This window comes from Limnohabitans sp. G3-2 (assembly GCF_002778275.1).
Lineage (GTDB): Bacteria > Pseudomonadota > Gammaproteobacteria > Burkholderiales > Burkholderiaceae_C > Limnohabitans_A.
The window spans coordinates 128,856-146,141 of record NZ_NESG01000005.1 but is presented as its reverse complement, the minus strand read 5'-3'; the positions used below and the strand labels follow the sequence as shown (position 1 = coordinate 146,141).

Sequence of the window (17,286 nt, the reverse complement as noted above, 5' to 3'; positions counted from 1 at the left end):
TATATATCAGTGGTTGCCAATATGAATCTCTCCAAACGCGAATTTATCCAAGTCATGGGTGCCGGCACGATGGCTGGCATGAGCATGGGCGCCTACGCCCAGTCCAGTGCCAGCACAGCCGCCAATGGTCTTTATGACATGCCCAAGTTCGGCAATGTGTCTTTCCTGCACATGACCGATTGCCATGCCCAGCTCAAGCCGATTTATTTCCGTGAGCCCAGCATCAACTTAGGGGTTGGATCCATGCAGGGCAATCTGCCGCATTTGGTGGGTGAGTATTTGCTGCAAGTGGCCAAGATCCGCCCGGGTACCGCACAGGCCCATGCGCTGACTTACCTGGACTATGAAAAAGCTGCCAAGCGCTACGGCAAAGTCGGTGGTTTTGCGCACCTGGCCACACTGGTCAAGCGCATGAAGGCCAGCCGCCCCGGCGCTTTGTTGCTCGACGGTGGTGACACTTGGCAAGGCTCGGGCACCAGCTTGTGGACCAACGGCCAGGACATGGTCGACGCCTGCAAACTGCTGGGCGTGGACGTGATGACCGGTCACTGGGAGTTCACCCTGGGCATGGAGCGCGTGAAGGAAATCATCGAGAAAGACTTTGCGGGCAAGGTGGACTTTGTCGCGCAGAACGTCAAGACCAATGATTTTGGTGACCCTGTCTTCAAGCCCTACGTGATCCGCGAGATCAATGGCGTCCCCTGCGCCATCATCGGCCAAGCCTTTCCCTACACCCCGATTGCCAACCCCCGCTACATGGTGGCCGATTGGGCCTTCGGCATTCAAGATGAAAACATGCAGCAGATGGTCAACGAAGCCCGCGGCAAAGGTGCGCAGGTCGTTGTCGTCATCAGCCACAACGGCATGGACGTGGACCTGAAAATGGCCAGCCGCGTCAGCGGCATCGATGCCATCATGGGTGGACACACGCACGACGGCATGCCCGTGGCCACTCTGGTGTCCAACAAAGGTGGCAAGACCATCGTCACCAATGCGGGCTCGAACGGCAAATTTCTGGGCGTACTCGACTTCGAAGTCAAAAACAAAAAGGTCAGCGACTTCCGCTACAAATTGCTGCCGGTGTTCTCCAACATGCTGCCCGCAGACAAGGAGATGGACGCGTTGATCACCAAGATCCGCGCGCCTTACGAATCCAAGCTGGCCGAAAAGCTGGCCGTGACCGATGGCTTGCTGTACCGACGCGGCAACTTCAACGGCACGGGTGACCAGTTGCTGATCGACGCACTGCTGGACGTGCAGGGCGCAGACATCGCCTTCTCGCCAGGCTTTCGCTGGGGCACCACACTCTTGCCGGGCCAGGCCATCACGCGCGAATGGCTGCTCGACATGACCGCCACCACGTATTCGTACGCCACGGTGACCGAGATGACGGGCGAGACCATCAAGACCGTTCTCGAAGACGTGGCCGATAACCTGTTCAACCCCGACCCCTATTACCAGCAAGGCGGCGACATGGTACGTGTGGGCGGACTGACTTATAGCTGCAACCCGGTGGCCAAGGCAGGCCAACGCATTGGCGATATGCGTCTGAAAGGCCAGCTCATCGACGCGGGTAAAAAGTACAAGGTGGCTGGCTGGGCCCCCGTTGCTGAAGAAGCCCGCAACCAAGGCAACAAGCAGGTGTGGGATGTGGTGGAAACCTGGCTCAAAGCCCAAGGCGGTCGCATCAAGCCACGCCAACTCAACACCCCAAAAATCATGGGCGCATTGCCCAACAAGGGCTACGCCGGTTGACGAGTGCGTGCTGCGCCATATAGAACTGTCCAGCGCTGCACCGCGAGAGGAGGGATGACCATGATAAGAAGACAACTGTTGTGGGCCAGCGCTGCCATCGGCGGCGCAGCCCTGTGGCCCGAGGCCCGTTTGCTCGCGCAGCAAGCGCAGGACTTCATCGAAGGCCCGCCCGTGGCCGACATACCGGCGCAACAGCTGTCGCCCCATGTGTGGATGATCTACTCCCCTGACGGATTTCCCACCCCTGAAAACCAGGGCATGATGGCCAACGTCATCTTTGTGGTGACCACAGCCGGGGTGGTGGTGATCGATTCAGGTGCTTCGCTGCAAATCGGCCAGATGGCCATCCGCATGATCCGCAAGGTGACCGACAAACCTGTGGTGGCCGTGTTCAACAGCCACTACCACGGTGACCATTGGCTGGGTAACCACGCCTTCGTCAAAAGCTACGGTGACAAGCTGCCCATTTACGCTCTGCCCAGCACCATTGAAAAACTCAAAGGCTCAGAAGGCAACTTGTGGCGCAGCCTGATGGAACGCTGGACCAACCAATCCACGCTGGGCACCCAAGTGGTACTGCCCAACACGTCCGTAACGCATGGTCAAACGATTCAGATCGGCGATGTGACCTTTCGCATGCACCACTATGGCACTGCGCACACACCATCGGATCTGTGTGTCGAGGTGGTTCAAGACAAGGTGACGGCAGTGGGTGACATCGCCATGACCAACCGCATTGCCAATATGGACGAAGGCTCCTACCCTGGTACCTTCAAATATTACAAAGCCCTGCAAGCGGCCACGGGCGAGCAGCTGTGGGTGCCCGGTCATGGCCTAGCCCGCAAAGACCTGCTCAAGACCTATGGCGAGTTCATGGCGGGCATCTGGGAGCCTTGCCTCAAAGCGGTGGAGGGCAGCCAATCCGAAGCCGAAGCCAAAGCTGCCGTGCTGAAGGACCCGCGTGTGGCCGTGCGTGCCAAGACCATGGAAGGCTTTCAACGCAACATTGGCAAGTATGTGAGTCTGGCTTATCTCGAAGCCGAGAAAGTCGCGTTCTGAATGCAAAAAATCCGCACAGTTTGAAAAGGTGTGCGGATTCAGGTTTTTTTCCCGCTACAGCCATCGGGTACCCCCATCAATGGCTTTGGGTTTTAAACCCAAACAGGGTCAAAGTGCGTTCAAAGGAATTTTGACGTAGGCAATGCCGTTGTCTTCCTTGGGTGGTAACTCGCCAGCCCGGATATTGATTTGCACTGCAGGCAAGATCAGTACCGGCATTTCCAAGGTCGCATCTCGCTTTGTGCGCATGTCGACAAACGCGGCTTCACCGATGCCGTCGTGCACATGGATGTTCTTGGCTTTTTGCTCGGCCACCGTGGTTTCGAAATTCACCGGGCGGCCATTGGGCGGGTAATCGTGGCACATGAACAAACGTGTCGCGGGTGGCAAGCTCAAAATTTTGCGTGTCGAGGCGTACAAGGTTTTGGCGTCGCCACCGGGAAAGTCGCAGCGTGCGGTGCCCACATCCGGCATGAACAGGGTGTCGCCCACAAAAACGGCATCACCAAACTGGTAAGCCACACAGGCGGGTGTGTGGCCCGGCACGAACAGGGTGTTGCCTGTCAGCTTGCCCATGGTGATGGCCTCGTCCTCGGCGAACAAATGGTCAAACTGCGACCCGTCAACCTTGAAGTTGTCTTCCATGTTGAAGATGCCCTTGAACACTTTTTGAACGCCACCGATGTGGTCACCGATGGCGGTTTGACCACCCAAATGCTGTTTCAGATAAGGGGCGGCGCTCAGGTGGTCGGCGTGGGCATGGGTTTCCAGAATCCAGGCCACCTTCAGGTCGTTGGCTTTGACAAACTCGATCACCTTGTCCGCTGACTTGTGGCTGGTGCGGCCAGACTTGGGGTCGTAGTCCAACACCGAGTCAATGATGGCGCAGGCAGAGCCGGGTTTTTCGTAAACCACATAAGTCACCGTCCAAGTGGCGGGGTCAAAAATGCCGTGGACCAGTGGGTTGAGATGGGTGGTGGTCATCGAGAACTCCGTTGTTGATTAAGTTTTGCATAGTATATTGACAAATAGTTTATCAGTAAATATAATTTAGACTTTCTTTGATGCAACCGGGGAAATCGCCCATGGACACCACCACACTGGACCTTGAAAAAATGAAGACCTCAGCCGGCCATGCCTGCCGCCTGATGAAAGTGCTCTCCAACCCCGACCGCTTGATGCTGCTTTGCCAACTGTCTCAAGGCGAAAAGCGTGTGGGCGAGTTGGAAGAGATCTTGGGCATCGTGCAGCCCACCTTGTCGCAGCAGCTCACGGTCTTGCGTGACGAAGAGCTGGTGACCACCCGCCGAGATGGCAAAAACATCTACTACCAAATCGCCAGCCCACAAGCGCTGGCGGTCATGACCGTTTTATTCGCGCAATTTTGCGAACCACAAGAAGGAGCATCAGCATGAACATCGATTGGGCACATTTCACGCCTTTCGCATCCCTGATCGGCGGCATTATTTTGGGGTTGGCTTCGGCCATCTTCATTTTGGTCAACGGTCGCATCTTGGGGATCAGCGGCATCTTGGGCGGGCTGCTGCCTCCCAAAGTGGGCGACACCACTTGGCGTGTTGCTTTTCTCCTGGGTATGTTTGCCGCACCCACGGTGTTTCATGCCGTGGTGCCCGCGCAGTACATCACCGCCCCGCGCGTTGACGCGTCTGACTGGATGGTGATTGCCGCCGGTTTGCTGGTGGGCATCGGCACCCGCTATGCCTCTGGTTGCACCAGCGGTCATGGTGTGTGCGGCTTGTCTCGCCTGTCACCCCGCTCATTGGTGGCCACCCTGTCTTTCATGGGTGCCGGCTTTGTCATGGTCTACGTGCTGCGTCACATCCTCTAAGGACATCAACATGCTTAACAAAAACCACCTCTACCGCATCGCTGAGTTTGTTGTGGGTCTGCTGTTTGGCTTGGGCCTCATGCTTTCCGGCATGACCGACCCTGGCAAAGTCGTTGGCTTTCTTGACCTGTTTGGCACTTGGGACCCTTCCTTGGCACTGGTGATGGGCGGCGCCATCATGGTCGGCTTTTTCGCCTTCACCGTGGCCAAAAAACGCACCAGCACCTTTTTGGGCGGCGCTATGCGCCTGCCCACCAACATGGACATGGACAAAAAACTGGTGATTGGCAGTTTGTTGTTTGGTGCAGGTTGGGGCTTGGCCGGTTTTTGCCCTGGCCCAGCCCTGGTGTCGATGGCCGATGGGCAACCCAAGGCGCTGGTGTTTGTCGTGGCCATGTTGGTGGGCATGCTGGGCTTTGAGTTGATGGACCGTTTTGTCCACGCACCCCGCAAAGCCAAGCTCAACGCGGCTTGAACCTCACGATGAACGACCACAAGGCCGAAAGGGTGAACCCATGATTGCGCTGCGACGATGGCTCCCCAATGTTCCCTTGCTGGTGTGGGGTCGCCAATACAACCGAGAAGCTTTCACCAGCGACATGGTGGCGGCACTCATTGTCACCATCATGCTGATTCCGCAAAGCTTGGCCTATGCCTTGCTGGCAGGCCTGCCGCCCGAGGTGGGTTTGTACGCCAGCGTGGCGCCCTTGCTGCTCTATGCGGTGTTGGGCAGCAGCCGTGTCTTGGCGGTGGGGCCTGTGGCCGTGGTGTCTTTGATGACCGCCGCTGCGGTGGCCGAACATTCGGCTGCGGGGACGCATGCTTATTGGCAAGTGGCCATCACTTTGGCGTTTTTGTCGGGCGGCATGTTGCTCATCATGGGTTTGCTGCGCTTGGGCTTCTTGGCCAACTTCTTAAGCCATCCGGTGATCTCTGGTTTCATTTCCGCCTCTGGTTTGCTGATCGCCTTGAGCCAAATGAAAACCCTCATGGGCATCAAAGCCGAGGGCCACAACTTTTTAGAGCTGCTGCTTGCGCTGATGCACCAAGCCTCTAAGCTGCACCTGCTCACTTTGGGTGTGGGCATCGCTGCCACGGTGTTTTTGTTCTGGGTCCGCAAGGGCTTGAAACCGCTGCTGATTTCTGCAGGCCTCCAACCCAAGCTGGCCGATGTGCTGGCCAAGGCGGGCCCCGTGGTCGCCATTGCCCTGACCACGGTGTTGGCTTGGGCGCTGGACTGGCAAGGCCAGGGTATGAAATTGGTGGGCAGCGTGCCGCAGGGCTTGCCTCCGCTCACCGCACCCTTGTGGGATTTGGCTTTGTGGCAAGAGTTGCTGGTGCCAGCACTGCTGATCAGCGTGGTGGGGTTTGTTGAATCGGTGTCGGTGGGCCAAACCTTGGCCGCCAAACGTCGTCAACGCATTGAGCCCGACCAAGAATTGGTGGCACTGGGCGCCAGCAATTTGTCGGCGGCATTCACGGGTGGCTTCCCCGTGACCGGTGGTTTCGCACGCTCTGTGGTCAATTTTGATGCTGGTGCTGTCACGCCTGCCGCAGGCGTGTACACAGCAGTGGGCATCACACTGGCTTCGCTTTTCCTAACCCCTGCGCTTTACTATCTGCCGCAGGCCACACTGGCGGCCACCATCATCGTGGCGGTGCTCTCTTTGGTTGACTTTGGCATCTTCAAATCCACTTGGCGTTTTTCCAAACTGGACTTCATCGCCGTGGCCACGACCTTGCTGGCCACTTTGTTGGTGGGCGTGGAAAGTGGTTTGGTGTTGGGTGTGGTGGTGTCTTTGGCGCTGTTTTTATTCCGAGCCAGCCGTCCCCACATCGCCACTGTGGGCTTGGTGCCAGGCACTGAGCATTTCCGCAATGTGCTCCGCCATGCTGTGTTGACCAGTCCCAAGCTGGTCTGCCTGCGGGTGGATGCCAGCCTGTTTTTCGCCAACGCCCGGGGCGTGGAAGACCGCATCAATGCCGAGGTGGCAGCGCATCCAGGCTTAGAGCATGTTTTGTTGCAATGCTCTGCGGTGAACGACATTGACGCCAGTGCCTTGGAGAGCTTGGAGGCGATTGCCAGTCGTTTGAATGACTCTGGGGTTGCTTTGCATTTCTCGGAAATCAAAGGCCCGGTGATGGACAAGCTCAACACCACAGATTTTTTTCGGCATTTGCATGGGCAGGTATTTTTGACCAATTACCAAGCCATTCAAGCACTCACGCCCGAGGTCGTTTGTTGAAGTTGCCTTGGCCCTAAGGCCACTGCGTGAGCCATCCATCCGATTCAGCACGGCATTTTGTTCTGTCCCCAACATTCAGGGCGAGGAACTTTCCCGACATTGGGGGCGGTATTCGCAAGCATAATCATCTCGTCATGCGATGCTGGCCGCTCAACCGTTGGGGGGCGCGTCCATTGACCCCATCTCAGGAGACCCCCATGAAGAACATCCCAAAAATCGCAGCACTGTCCTTTGTTTTATTTTTGACATCCACCGCCAGCATGGCTTCTGGGAAACTGGATTGGAAAGCTTGCGAAAAAGAGGTCAAAGAATTCAAGTGTTCAGGGGATGACAAGGCCGTCTGGGCATGCCTTGAAAAGCACGACGACAAGTTGAGCAAAGCATGTCAAGTGACCCATGAAAAGGGTGACAAGTTGTTCAAGAAGTAAGTTGTTCGGATGCTGACCAAGTGCAGCATCAACGACCCGCCGCCCTCCTGCCCTGTAGGAAATGAACGGCGCATCGGCCTCTGGTGTTGCACACCAGGGGCCTTGTTATTTTCAGGGGGGGTTGCGGACAGACCGCTCATCGATGGCTGGTGCCCCCGACAGGAATCGAACCTGTATCACTCCCTTAGGAGGGGAGAGTTCTATCCATTGAACTACGGTGGCGCGAGGGCGATTTTACAGGGCGGTCTGTGTCCACCGCCTCGGGTGGACTGGCGCTACTTGCTCAACAAGCGCATCGCGTCTTCCAAGCCCTTGAGGGTCAGCGGGAACATGCGGTTGCTCATGAGCTGCTGGATGATGGAGATGCTCTGGCGGTATTGCCAAACACCTTGCGGCTCGGGGTTGATCCAGGCGAATTTGGGGAAGGTGTGCGTCAGGCGCTGCAGCCACTCGGCGCCAGCTTCTTCGTTGTTGTATTCAACGCTGCCGCCCTTTTGCAAAATCTCATAGGGGCTCATGGTGGCGTCCCCAATGAAGATCAGCTTGTAGTCCTTGTTGTACTTGCGCAGAATATCCCAGGTCGGGAATTTTTCGGCGTAGCGGCGTTTGTTGTTTTTCCACATGAAGTCATAGACGCAGTTGTGGAAGTAATAAAAGTCCAAGTGCTTGAACTCGGCCTTCACGGCCGAGAACATTTCTTCGACGCGGGCAATGTGGTCGTCCATCGTGCCGCCAACGTCCATGAGCAGCAGCACTTTCACGTTGTTGTGGCGCTCGGGCCGCATCAGGATGTCGAGGTAACCGGCATTGGCCGCCGTTTTGCGGATGGTGCCATCCAAGTCCAGCTCTTCCACCGAGCCCTCGCGGGCAAAGCGGCGCAGGCGGCGCAGCGCCACCTTGATGTTGCGTGTGCCCAGCTCTTGTTGGTCGTCGTAGTCTTTGTAGGCGCGTTGTTCCCACACCTTCACGGCACTGCGGTTGCCGCCTTTGCCGCCAATGCGAATGCCTTGCGGGTTGTGGCCACCGTTGCCAAAAGGGGAGGTGCCGCCCGTGCCGATCCATTTGTTGCCGCCTTCGTGCCGCTCTTTTTGTTCTTCGAGGCGCTTTTTGAGCGTGTCCATCAGCTCATCCCAGCCCATCTTCTCGATGGCGGCTTTTTGCTCGGGTGTGAGTTCCTTTTGCAGAATTTTTTCCAACCAGTCGAGGGGCACTTCTTTGGTGAAGTCGGTCAGCATTTCCACGCCTTTGAAGTAAGCGCCGAAGGCCTTGTCGAACTTGTCGAAATGCTTCTCGTCCTTGACCATCACGGTGCGGGCCAGGTGGTAGAAGTCGTCGATGCTGCAGGCTTCAGATGCCGGGCCGACGACATGGGCTTGTAAGGCTTCGAGCAGTGTCAGGTACTCGCGCACCGAGACCGGCAACTTGGCGGCACGCAGGGTGTAGAAAAAATCGATCAGCATGGCGTGTCTCCGTGCTCAGGCCCGAACGCGGGCGAGTTGGTAGTCCAAATGCGTTTTCACATTGGGCCATTCGCTGGCCACGATGCTGTAGACGCAGGTGTCGCGCAGTGCACCGGGTGCCATGGGGTGTGGGTTGATCTGGTGGCTGCGCAACACACCGTCGAGCTTGGCACCCAAGCGCTCGATGGCGCGGCGGCTTTGCTGGTTGAAGAAATGCGTGCGAAATTCCACCGCGATGCAGTTCAGTTGCTCAAAGGCGTGTGCCAGCAGCAGGCGCTTGGCTTCGGTATTGAGGGGGCTGCGCTGCACACTTTGGCGGTACCAAGTGGAGCCAATTTCAACACGGCGGTTGGCCGCGTCGATGTTCATGTAGGTGGTCATGCCCACGGCTTGGTTGGTTGCCGGATCGATCACCGCGAAGGGGCACATGCTGCCTTTGGCTTGCAGGTCCAAACGGCGGGTGATTTCGGCCTGCATGCCTTCGGGCGTGGGGATGGCGGTGTACCAATGGTTCCAGAGTTCGCCGTCACGCACCGCTTCAAGCAGCGCGTCGTGGTGTGCATGCGACAGCGGCGCAAGCTGGACGTGCCGAGCCGATAGGGTGAGGGGCGAAATCCAGGGGCTCATGATGCGTCTGTGTCAGCGTCTTTGGCTTTTTGTTTGCTGCGCCAATAGCGGGCCAAATGCAAGCCCGCGCCACCGCCCAAGCCCACCAGCAAAATGCCACCGATGCTGGCGTTGTCGTAGCCGGCGCTGAAGATGTTCAGGCCCAGCCATTGCCCCGCCCAATAACCGGTCAAGGCGCCGCCGACAAAGCCCACGGCATCCGAGATGCCTTCCATGAAGGGGTTGGGTGTGGTCATCGCGTCTGGATCAGCGGTTGCGCTGGTTCATGAACACCAGCTTTTCAAACAAGGTCACGTCTTGCTCGTTTTTGAGCAGTGCGCCCACCAGCGGCGGCACCGAGACCTTTTGGTCGGCGCTTTGCAGGGCTTCGAGGGGGATGTCTTCGGCCACCAGCAGCTTGAGCCAGTCGAGCAGCTCACTGGTGGAGGGCTTTTTCTTCAGGCCGGGCAGTCCGCGCACGTCATAAAAGGTCTTGAGCGCCAGGGCCAGCAGGTCTTTTTTGAGGGTGGGGAAGTGCACATCCACGATCTGCTTCATGGTTTCCGCTTCGGGAAACTTGATGTAGTGGAAGAAGCAGCGGCGCAGGAAGGCGTCAGGCAGCTCTTTTTCGTTGTTGGAGGTGATGAACACCAGCGGGCGGGTTTTGGCCTTGATCAGCTGGCGCGTCTCGTAGCAATAAAACTCCATGCGGTCGATCTCGCGCAGCAGGTCGTTCGGGAATTCAATGTCGGCCTTGTCGATCTCATCGATCAGGATGGCCACGGGCACCTCAGAGGTGAACGCCTGCCAGAGCACGCCCTTGATGATGTAGTTCTCGATGTCTTTGACCTTTTCCTCACCCAGCTGGCTGTCGCGCAAACGGCTCACCGCATCGTATTCGTACAGGCCTTGTTGCGCCTTGGTGGTCGATTTGATGTGCCACTGCAGCAGTGGCAGGCCCAAGGCCTCGGCCACTTCCTCGGCCAACATGGTTTTGCCCGTGCCAGGTTCGCCTTTGACCAGCAGTGGGCGTTTGAGGGTGATGGCGGCATTCACGGCCAGCATCAAGTCCGGTGTGGCGACGTAGTTTTCGGTACCTTGGAATTTCATGGTGAGCAGTTCTCAAAAACAGGAATAAAGCTTGTCAGGATTATGAGGGCCAGCCCGATATAATCCGCAGTTGATTTTTATCAATCATTTGGATTGTGTGAGCAAAATGAATAAGCTGTTGACCTCGATGTTCGCCTTGGCTGTCGCTTCCGTGACCGCCATCTCCGCCCAAGCCCAAGAAATCAAGGGCGATGCCAAAGCCGCTGAGCAAAAGATTGCCATGTGCATCGGCTGCCACGGCATCAAAGGCTACCAAGCCAGTTTCCCTGAGGTGTACCGCGTGCCCATGATCTCTGGCCAAAACGCCAAGTACATCGTGTCGGCCCTCAATGCCTACAAAAAAGGTGAGCGCAAGCACCCCACCATGCGCGGCATTGCCGACACCCTGAGCGACCAGGACATGGCCGATCTGGGCGCTTATTACGAGCAGCACGGCAAGACCGAGCCTGTGGCCACAGCCCCCAAAACACCCGATGCCAAAGTGGCCGCTTTGCTGCAAAAGGGCGCTTGCATTTCTTGCCACGGTGATAACTTCGCCAAGCCCATTGACCCCAGCTACCCCAAAATTGCTGGTCAGCACAAAGACTTTCTGTTTGTGGCGCTCAAGTCCTACAAAGTTGAAAACCAGTCCACATGGGGCCGCAACAACGGCGTGATGGGTGGCATTGCCAAGCAGTTCTCCAATGCCGAACTGAAGGCCATGGCCGGTTACATCGGTTCTTTGGATGGCGACATGAAAGTGGTGCCTCAGTCCAAATTCCGTTGATCTGAGTCACCTCCAAGCAAAAAAGCCAGTCTGTTGACTGGCTTTTTTCTTGTGTCGGCTGGCTTGGATGGCCCCTTGCGGTCAAGGGGCGGACCCGCCTGGCCCGGTTCAGGCTTGGCCGTTGATCACTTGCTGCAGTTCGCCAGACTCGTACATCTCCATCATGATGTCCGAGCCACCGATGAACTCACCCTTGACATACAGCTGCGGGATGGTGGGCCAGTTGCTGTATTCCTTGATGCCTTGGCGGATTTCGGCGTCGTCCAGCACGTTCACGGTTTTGACGGTCTTGGGGTCAACGCCCACGGCCTTGAGGATCTGGATGGCACGGCCGGAAAAGCCGCACATGGGGAAGCTGGCGCTGCCCTTCATGAACAGGGTGATCTCGTTGCCTTTGACGAGTTCGTCGATGCGTTGTTGGGTGTCGCTCATGGTGTTGCTCCAAATGGGGTCGGTATCGTGTGGGGGAGATTATCTCTCTGATTGAATGTCTGCAACCGTCACAGGGGTGTTGGTGTCAAACAGGCCAGGCCGCGCCGGTGCAGCGCGCCATGCCGCCTAAGTCTCGGCGAGATTGCACCTGCACAAAACCGGCCTCGCCCAGCAGGGCCTGCACAGCGGCGGCTTGGTCCCAGCCATGCTCGAGCAGCAGCCAGCCGCCCGGGGCTAGAAAGGCAGGGGCTTGGGCGATGATCTGGCGGATGTCATCCAGCCCGTCAGAGCCGCTGGTCAACGCTTGCAGGGGCTCGTGCCTCAGGGCGGCCAGGTGCGGGTCGCCCTCGGCCACATAGGGTGGGTTGGAGACGATGAGCTCAAAGCGGCCCGTCCCTTGCACATCCACCGCTTTGAGCCAGTTGCTGGCGATGAACTGCACGCCCAAGTGCAAGCGCGTGGCATTGGCACGGGCCACGGCCAATGCGTCCTCGCTGGCGTCCACGGCCCAGACCGTGGCATTGGGCCGCTTGTGTTGCAGTGCCAAGGCCACCGCGCCGCTGCCCGTGCCCAGGTCCAAAATGCGCGGCGTGCCGGTTTCTGGCAGGCAATCCAGGGCCCATTCCACCAAGGTTTCGGTGTCGGGGCGAGGGTCCAGAACGCGGGCGTCCACGGCCAAACTCAGGCCAAAAAAGTCCTTGCGGCCGGTGATGTAGGCCACGGGTTCGCCGCTCAGGCGGCGCTGCAGTGCGTCTTGCCACGCGGTCGATTGCGCCGCCGTCAAGGTGTCGCTGTCATGGGCCAAGAGCCAGGCGCGCTCGTGCAGCGGGCGCTGCAGGCTGTGCAGCAGCAACATCTGCGCGTCCACCCGGGCCAAACCCAGGGATTGCGCATGGCGCAGGCATTGGTCGACGGTGGCAGCGTTGTGCATCAGGCGTTGGCTCCGATCTCCAGCGCGGCCAGCTGTTCAGCGGCTTCGTAGCTTTGCAGCGCGTGAACCACGTCCTGCAAATCGCCTTCCATGATGGTGAGCAGCTTGTACAAAGTCAGGTTGATGCGGTGGTCGGTCAGGCGCCCTTGCGGGAAGTTGTAGGTGCGGATGCGGTCCGAACGGTCGCCGCTGCCGATCAAGCTTTTGCGCTCGGCCGCGTCTTTGGCGGCGCGTTCAGATCGGTCTTTTTCTTGGATGCGGGCGGTCAACACTTTCAGGGCCTGGGCCTTGTTGCTGTGCTGGCTTCGGCCGTCCTGGCATTCGGCCACGATGCCGGTGGGCAAATGGGTGATGCGCACGGCCGAATCGGTTTTGTTGATGTGCTGCCCACCGGCGCCGCTGGCGCGGTAGGTGTCGATGCGCAAATCCGAGGGGTTGATTTTGATGGCCTCTGCTTCGTCCGGCTCGGCCAGCACCGCCACGGTGCAAGCGCTGGTGTGGATGCGGCCTTGGATTTCGGTGGCCGGCACGCGTTGCACCCGGTGCCCGCCCGACTCAAATTTGAGGGCGCCATACACGTTCTCGCCATCAACGCGCACCACCACCTCCTTGTAGCCGCCCAGCTCGCTCACCGATTCAGACACGATCTCGCACTTCCAAGCCTGGCTTTCGGCGTAGCGGGTGTACATGCGCAGCAAGTCGGCCGCAAACAGCGCCGACTCGTCGCCCCCGGTGCCGGCCCGGATTTCGACAAACGCCGGGCGTGCGTCATCCGGGTCTTTGGGCAGCAGCATGCGCTGCAACTCCGCTTCCAAATTTTGCAACTCGGCACGGGCACTGGCCACTTCTTCTTCGGCCATCTCGCGCATGTCCTCGTCGGCCAGCAGGGTTTGGGCGGCGGTCAGATCGGCGCTGCGTTGCTGGAAGCGGGAAAACCGCGAAGCCACTGCGCTGACCTCGGCGTGTTCGCGCGAGAGTTTCAGAAACTGGGTCATGTCGGCCATGATGTCTTCGCGCGACAACAAAAAGTCCAGCTCCGTCAAGCGCAAGGCGTAGCGTTCGAGTTGTTGGATCAAAAAGGGTTTCATGCGGCCAAATTTTTGGAGGTCAGAGCTTGAACTCCGACGAGCAGTGCACGCGGGTGCGCCGAGGTTTTGTCGGCGCTGAAGTGCCGACCTGCAAATTCAGCCGCTAACGCTCTTTGCGCAAGAAAACGCGTTGCACCGTGTGCATGGTCTGCTCGCGGTGCTCGGGGTCAGCCCCCCGCAACTCGGCCATGGCACCATGCAGCATTTTTTGGGTCAGACCCTTGGACAGGGCTTCCATGACCGCGATCGGGTCATCGCCCCGTGACAGCAACTTGCGAGCGCGGGCCAATTCGGCTTCGCGCCAAGCATCGGCTTGGTTTTGCAGTTGCTGGATCAGCGGCACGGTGTCACGTTGGCCCAGCCAGTGGCTGAAACTTTGAACGCCCGCGTCGATGATGACTTCTGCCTCGGCCACGGCGGCTTGTCGGTGCGCCTGACCGGCTTGGACCACGCTGGCCAAATCGTCCACGGTGTAGAGGTAGACGTCTTCCAGCGATTTCACCTCAGGCTCAATGTCCCGGGGCACAGCCAGGTCGACCATGAACATGGGGCGGTATTTGCGTTTTTTCAGGGCCCGCTCAACCGCGCCCAAACCGATCAGGGGCAGGGTGCTCGCGGTGCAGCTGATGACCGCATCGAACTCGTGCAGGCGGTCAGGCAGATCGGCCAGGCGCATCACTTCGGCCCCGAAACGGCTGGCGAGCAACTCACCCCTGTCCATGCTCCGGTTGGCGATGGCCATGCTTTTGGGTTGCTTGGCTGCAAAGTGGGTGGCCACCAACTCGACCATTTCGCCGGCGCCAACAAACAGGACGCGGATGTCTTTGAGGTCTTCGAACAACTGGCTGGCCAGACGTACCGAAGCAGCGGCCATGCTGATCGAGTGGGCCCCGATTTCGGTGGCGCTGCGCACCTCTTTGGCCACGGCAAAGCTGCGCTGAAACAATTGGTTCAGGGTGCTGCCCAAAGCGCCGGCTTGCTCGGCCGCCCGAACAGCATCTTTGAGCTGACCCAAAATCTGGGCCTCGCCCAGCACCATGGAGTCCAGACCGCTGGCCACGCGAAAGGCGTGACGGGCAGCTTCATTGCCTTCAAGTAAATAGGTGTGCGCGTGCAACTCGGAGGCACTCACCCCGCCGGTTTGGGCCAGCCAGCGCAGCGTGTCGTTGGTGGCGGCCTGGTCGGCGGCGCAATAAATTTCGGTGCGGTTGCAGGTCGACAGAATGGCCGCTTCAGGCTCTTGCGCCATGCGGTGGGCCAGATCGCGCCGCAGGCCTTGGAGGGTGGGCACCAGTTTGTCCACGGCGAACGCAAACCGACCGCGCAGATCCAGCGGTGCAGTCGTGTGGTTCAAACCCAAGGTCCAGACAGCCATGAAGGTGATTATAGGCATGGCATGTCAACTTTGCTTGACACTTTTGGTGGCTTTCGCCGTTGACGTGGCATTCGAGGCACAATTTGACCGAAAGGGTGACGCCAAACAGGTGCATCCCTCGTATCCATGAGAGGCCAAATGACATTGGGTTTGTTGCTGTTGCACCTTTGGGGATTCGTCATGCCTGCACTGGCCATGGCGGTTTTGATGCCTTGGGCCAGCCGTTGGGCCTTGGGGAAAGGCCCCTGGCCCATTCGCCGGCGCATGGCGGTGCATGCCGTGAGCGGGGTGGTGGTGCTCGTGGCGGGGCTGTGGCTGCACGGCCAAGACGGAAAAATGAGCACCTACATCGCTTTGGTGCTGGTGGCGGCGACGCTGGAGTGGGGGATGCAGCGGGCCTGGAAAGGCCGTTGACTGGCGCTGCTCAGTGGGGGGGCAAGAGATCCACGCGGTCGGTGATGATGCCGTCGGTGCCCAGGTCCAGCAGGTGCTGCGCCGCCGAGTCGTCGTTGACGGTGTAGCTCAGGCACCGCATGCCGGCGTTGTGGACTTGGGCCACGGTGGCCGCGTCCCACAAGGCGTAGTGGGCCACCACAGCCACACAAGCGAGCGCTTGGGCTTTTTCAAACCAACCTGTCCACAGCGTGTCGATCAGCAAGCCGCGCGGCAATTCGGGGGCGGTTTGCTGAGCGGCGGCCAATGCCTCGGGTTTGAACGAGGTCAAAAGTGGCGGCACGCGCTCGCCCGCCCACAGGCGTTTGGCCAGTCGAGCCACAGCCTCACCGGTGGCCGCCTCGCTGCCCGGTGTGGGTTTGATTTCGATGTTCAGCAAATGCCCATTCGCGCGACAGAACTGCGCCAGCGCTTCGAGCGTCGGCACCGCTTCGCCGGCGTAGGTGCGTGAGTGCCAGCCGCCTGCGTCCAGCTGGGACAAGGCATGCCAAGGCCAGTCGCCGCCCATGCCCTGCCCGTTGGTGGTGCGCTCCAGCGTGGCGTCGTGCATCAGGAACACCACGCCGTCCGCGCTGAGCTTGGCGTCGCACTCGAACATGCGGTAGCCGTAGGTCGCTCCCAGCCGGAAGGCCGCCAAGGTGTTTTCTGGGGCGAGTTGGCCAGCGCCTCGGTGGGCGATCCAGCGGGGGTAGGGCCAGTGTGTCATGGTGCTGATGGGGCGATGCGTTTTTGGGTTGTCGCGTCAAACCCGTGCACACGGTCTGGGCGGGGTGTGGCGCGGAAGGTGCTTCCGGGCTGCGGCGGCGTGACCGATTCGTCCACGCGCAAGGTGAGCGTCTCATCCCCCAGCCGGGCATGCACCAAACGTTCGGCGCCCAGCAGTTCAACCGTGTCCACCGTCAGGGTCCAGCCCCCCGAGGGGGTGATGTCCAGATGCTCAGGGCGAATGCCCAGGATCTGCCCAGCCGGTGTGCCTGGTGCTTGCTTGAGCAGGTTCATGGGCGGCGAGCCGATGAAGCTGGCCACAAAGGTGCTGGACGGGCGGTTGTAGACCTCTTCGGGTGTGCCGAACTGCTCCATGTGGCCGCCGTTCATCACGATCATGCGCTGGGCCAGCGTCATGGCTTCGACCTGGTCGTGTGTCACAAACAAACTGGTGATGCCCAGCTCGCGGTGCAGTTTTTGAATTTCTAACCGCGTTTGTGCGCGCAGCTTGGCGTCCAGATTCGACAGCGGCTCGTCAAACAAGAACACCTGCGGTTGGCGCACGATGGCGCGGCCCATGGCCACGCGCTGGCGCTGGCCACCGGACAACTCGCGCGGCTTGCGTTGCAGCAAGTGGCTCAATTCCAGAATGCCTGCCGCTTTGTCCACCCGCGCCTGGATTTCTTCCTTGGGGCGCTTGGCAATCTTCAGGCCATAGGCCATGTTGTCGAACACGCTCATGTGCGGGTACAGCGCGTAGTTCTGGAACACCATGGCGATGTCGCGCTCGGCCGGCTCCAGATCGTTGACCACCCGATCTCCAATCGAGATGGTGCCCCCCGAGATGTCCTCGAGGCCCGCCACCATGCGCAGCAAGGTGGACTTGCCGCAGCCCGAAGGCCCGACGATGACCACAAACTCGCCGTCGGCAATGCTGGCGTTCAGGTCGTGGATGACGGTGTTGGCCTTGGCGCCAGCGCCATAGGTTTTGAGGATGTGCGAGAGGGTAATGGCAGCCATAAA

20 protein-coding genes and 1 tRNA gene are annotated in these 17,286 nt (G+C 59.3%); 9 read left to right on the top strand and 12 right to left on the bottom strand.

Annotated elements, in window-relative coordinates; genetic code table 11:
• The first annotated feature begins 21 nt into the window (after positions 1-21).
• Together soxB and B9Z31_RS09205 are read left to right on the top strand one after the other, a co-directional pair.
• Positions 22-1,755 carry a thiosulfohydrolase SoxB gene (gene soxB / locus B9Z31_RS09210; protein ID WP_100119269.1) on the top strand — a complete coding sequence of 578 codons (1,734 nt, stop codon included), beginning with the start codon at positions 22-24 and terminating at the stop codon, positions 1,753-1,755.
• A 60-nt stretch (positions 1,756-1,815) separates the two neighbouring features.
• A complete protein-coding gene (locus B9Z31_RS09205) occupies positions 1,816-2,814 on the top strand; it encodes an MBL fold metallo-hydrolase (protein WP_100119475.1) in 999 nt (332 codons plus the stop codon).
• Positions 2,815-2,922: 108 nt separating this feature from the next.
• On the opposite strand, the gene B9Z31_RS09200 is transcribed toward B9Z31_RS09205, so the two are convergent.
• Positions 2,923-3,798, bottom strand: a complete 876-nt coding sequence (locus tag B9Z31_RS09200) for an MBL fold metallo-hydrolase (RefSeq protein ID WP_100119268.1) — start codon at positions 3,796-3,798, stop codon at positions 2,923-2,925.
• Between the two features lie 101 nt (positions 3,799-3,899).
• Between B9Z31_RS09200 and B9Z31_RS09195 the strand changes: the two genes are divergently transcribed.
• The 5 genes from B9Z31_RS09195 to B9Z31_RS15490 are packed head-to-tail and all read left to right on the top strand — an operon-like array spanning position 3,900 to position 7,337.
• Complete coding sequence (locus B9Z31_RS09195; protein ID WP_100119267.1) at positions 3,900-4,229, top strand: helix-turn-helix transcriptional regulator; 330 nt, start codon at positions 3,900-3,902, stop codon at positions 4,227-4,229.
• Positions 4,226-4,663, top strand: coding sequence for a YeeE/YedE family protein (locus tag B9Z31_RS09190; protein ID WP_100119266.1), 438 nt, complete (start codon positions 4,226-4,228; stop codon positions 4,661-4,663). The genes B9Z31_RS09195 and B9Z31_RS09190 overlap by 4 nt, the downstream gene beginning before the upstream one ends.
• 10 nt (positions 4,664-4,673) lie before the next feature.
• The gene (locus B9Z31_RS09185; protein WP_100119265.1) at positions 4,674-5,138 is read left to right on the top strand and encodes a DUF6691 family protein; all 465 of its coding nucleotides are present in this window, start codon (positions 4,674-4,676) and stop codon (positions 5,136-5,138) included.
• Positions 5,139-5,178: 40 nt separating this feature from the next.
• Positions 5,179-6,909, top strand: coding sequence for a SulP family inorganic anion transporter (locus tag B9Z31_RS09180; RefSeq protein ID WP_100119264.1), 1,731 nt, complete (start codon positions 5,179-5,181; stop codon positions 6,907-6,909).
• A 26-nt stretch (positions 6,910-6,935) separates the two neighbouring features.
• Positions 6,936-7,337, top strand: a complete 402-nt coding sequence (locus B9Z31_RS15490; RefSeq protein WP_158235674.1) for a hypothetical protein — start codon at positions 6,936-6,938, stop codon at positions 7,335-7,337.
• A gap of 147 nt (positions 7,338-7,484) precedes the next feature.
• Here B9Z31_RS15490 and B9Z31_RS09170 read toward each other — a convergent pair.
• From B9Z31_RS09170 to B9Z31_RS09150, 5 genes are all read right to left on the bottom strand, one after another.
• Positions 7,485-7,559, bottom strand: a tRNA-Arg gene (locus B9Z31_RS09170).
• A gap of 53 nt (positions 7,560-7,612) precedes the next feature.
• Entirely contained in the window at positions 7,613-8,797 is a 1,185-nt protein-coding gene (locus B9Z31_RS09165) for a VWA domain-containing protein (RefSeq protein ID WP_100119262.1), read from the bottom strand.
• 15 nt (positions 8,798-8,812) lie between these two features.
• Entirely contained in the window at positions 8,813-9,424 is a 612-nt protein-coding gene (locus B9Z31_RS09160) for a GNAT family N-acetyltransferase (protein WP_100119261.1), read from the bottom strand.
• Complete coding sequence (locus tag B9Z31_RS09155; RefSeq protein ID WP_100119260.1) at positions 9,421-9,660, bottom strand: hypothetical protein; 240 nt, start codon at positions 9,658-9,660, stop codon at positions 9,421-9,423. The genes B9Z31_RS09160 and B9Z31_RS09155 overlap by 4 nt, the downstream gene beginning before the upstream one ends.
• A 10-nt stretch (positions 9,661-9,670) precedes the next feature.
• Complete coding sequence (locus tag B9Z31_RS09150; protein ID WP_100119259.1) at positions 9,671-10,513, bottom strand: MoxR family ATPase; 843 nt, start codon at positions 10,511-10,513, stop codon at positions 9,671-9,673.
• Between the two features lie 106 nt (positions 10,514-10,619).
• Between B9Z31_RS09150 and B9Z31_RS09145 the strand changes: the two genes are divergently transcribed.
• On the top strand, positions 10,620-11,279 hold the full coding sequence (locus tag B9Z31_RS09145) for a cytochrome c (RefSeq protein ID WP_100119258.1): 660 nt from the start codon (positions 10,620-10,622) through the stop codon (positions 11,277-11,279).
• 108 nt (positions 11,280-11,387) lie between these two features.
• Here B9Z31_RS09145 and grxD read toward each other — a convergent pair whose 3' ends face one another.
• From grxD to hemA, 4 genes are all read right to left on the bottom strand, one after another.
• Positions 11,388-11,711, bottom strand: coding sequence for a Grx4 family monothiol glutaredoxin (gene grxD / locus B9Z31_RS09140; RefSeq protein WP_053171770.1), 324 nt, complete (start codon positions 11,709-11,711; stop codon positions 11,388-11,390).
• Positions 11,712-11,796: 85 nt separating this feature from the next.
• On the bottom strand, positions 11,797-12,642 hold the full coding sequence (prmC, locus tag B9Z31_RS09135) for a peptide chain release factor N(5)-glutamine methyltransferase (RefSeq protein ID WP_100119257.1): 846 nt from the start codon (positions 12,640-12,642) through the stop codon (positions 11,797-11,799).
• On the bottom strand, positions 12,642-13,730 hold the full coding sequence (gene prfA, locus B9Z31_RS09130) for a peptide chain release factor 1 (protein ID WP_100119256.1): 1,089 nt from the start codon (positions 13,728-13,730) through the stop codon (positions 12,642-12,644). Before prfA ends, prmC begins: the two co-directional genes overlap by 1 nt.
• 103 nt (positions 13,731-13,833) lie before the next feature.
• Complete coding sequence (hemA, locus tag B9Z31_RS09125; RefSeq protein ID WP_100119255.1) at positions 13,834-15,105, bottom strand: glutamyl-tRNA reductase; 1,272 nt, start codon at positions 15,103-15,105, stop codon at positions 13,834-13,836.
• A gap of 138 nt (positions 15,106-15,243) precedes the next feature.
• Between hemA and B9Z31_RS09120 the strand changes: the two genes are divergently transcribed.
• Positions 15,244-15,519: a hypothetical protein gene (locus B9Z31_RS09120; RefSeq protein ID WP_100119254.1), complete on the top strand. Its 276-nt coding sequence runs from the start codon at positions 15,244-15,246 to the stop codon at positions 15,517-15,519.
• A gap of 10 nt (positions 15,520-15,529) precedes the next feature.
• Here B9Z31_RS09120 and ugpQ read toward each other — a convergent pair whose 3' ends face one another.
• The gene (ugpQ, locus tag B9Z31_RS09115) at positions 15,530-16,264 is read right to left on the bottom strand and encodes a glycerophosphodiester phosphodiesterase (RefSeq protein ID WP_199174469.1); all 735 of its coding nucleotides are present in this window, start codon (positions 16,262-16,264) and stop codon (positions 15,530-15,532) included.
• Positions 16,261-17,283: a sn-glycerol-3-phosphate ABC transporter ATP-binding protein UgpC gene (gene ugpC, locus B9Z31_RS09110; RefSeq protein WP_100119252.1), complete on the bottom strand. Its 1,023-nt coding sequence runs from the start codon at positions 17,281-17,283 to the stop codon at positions 16,261-16,263. The genes ugpQ and ugpC overlap by 4 nt, the downstream gene beginning before the upstream one ends.
• Positions 17,284-17,286: the final 3 nt, after the last annotated feature.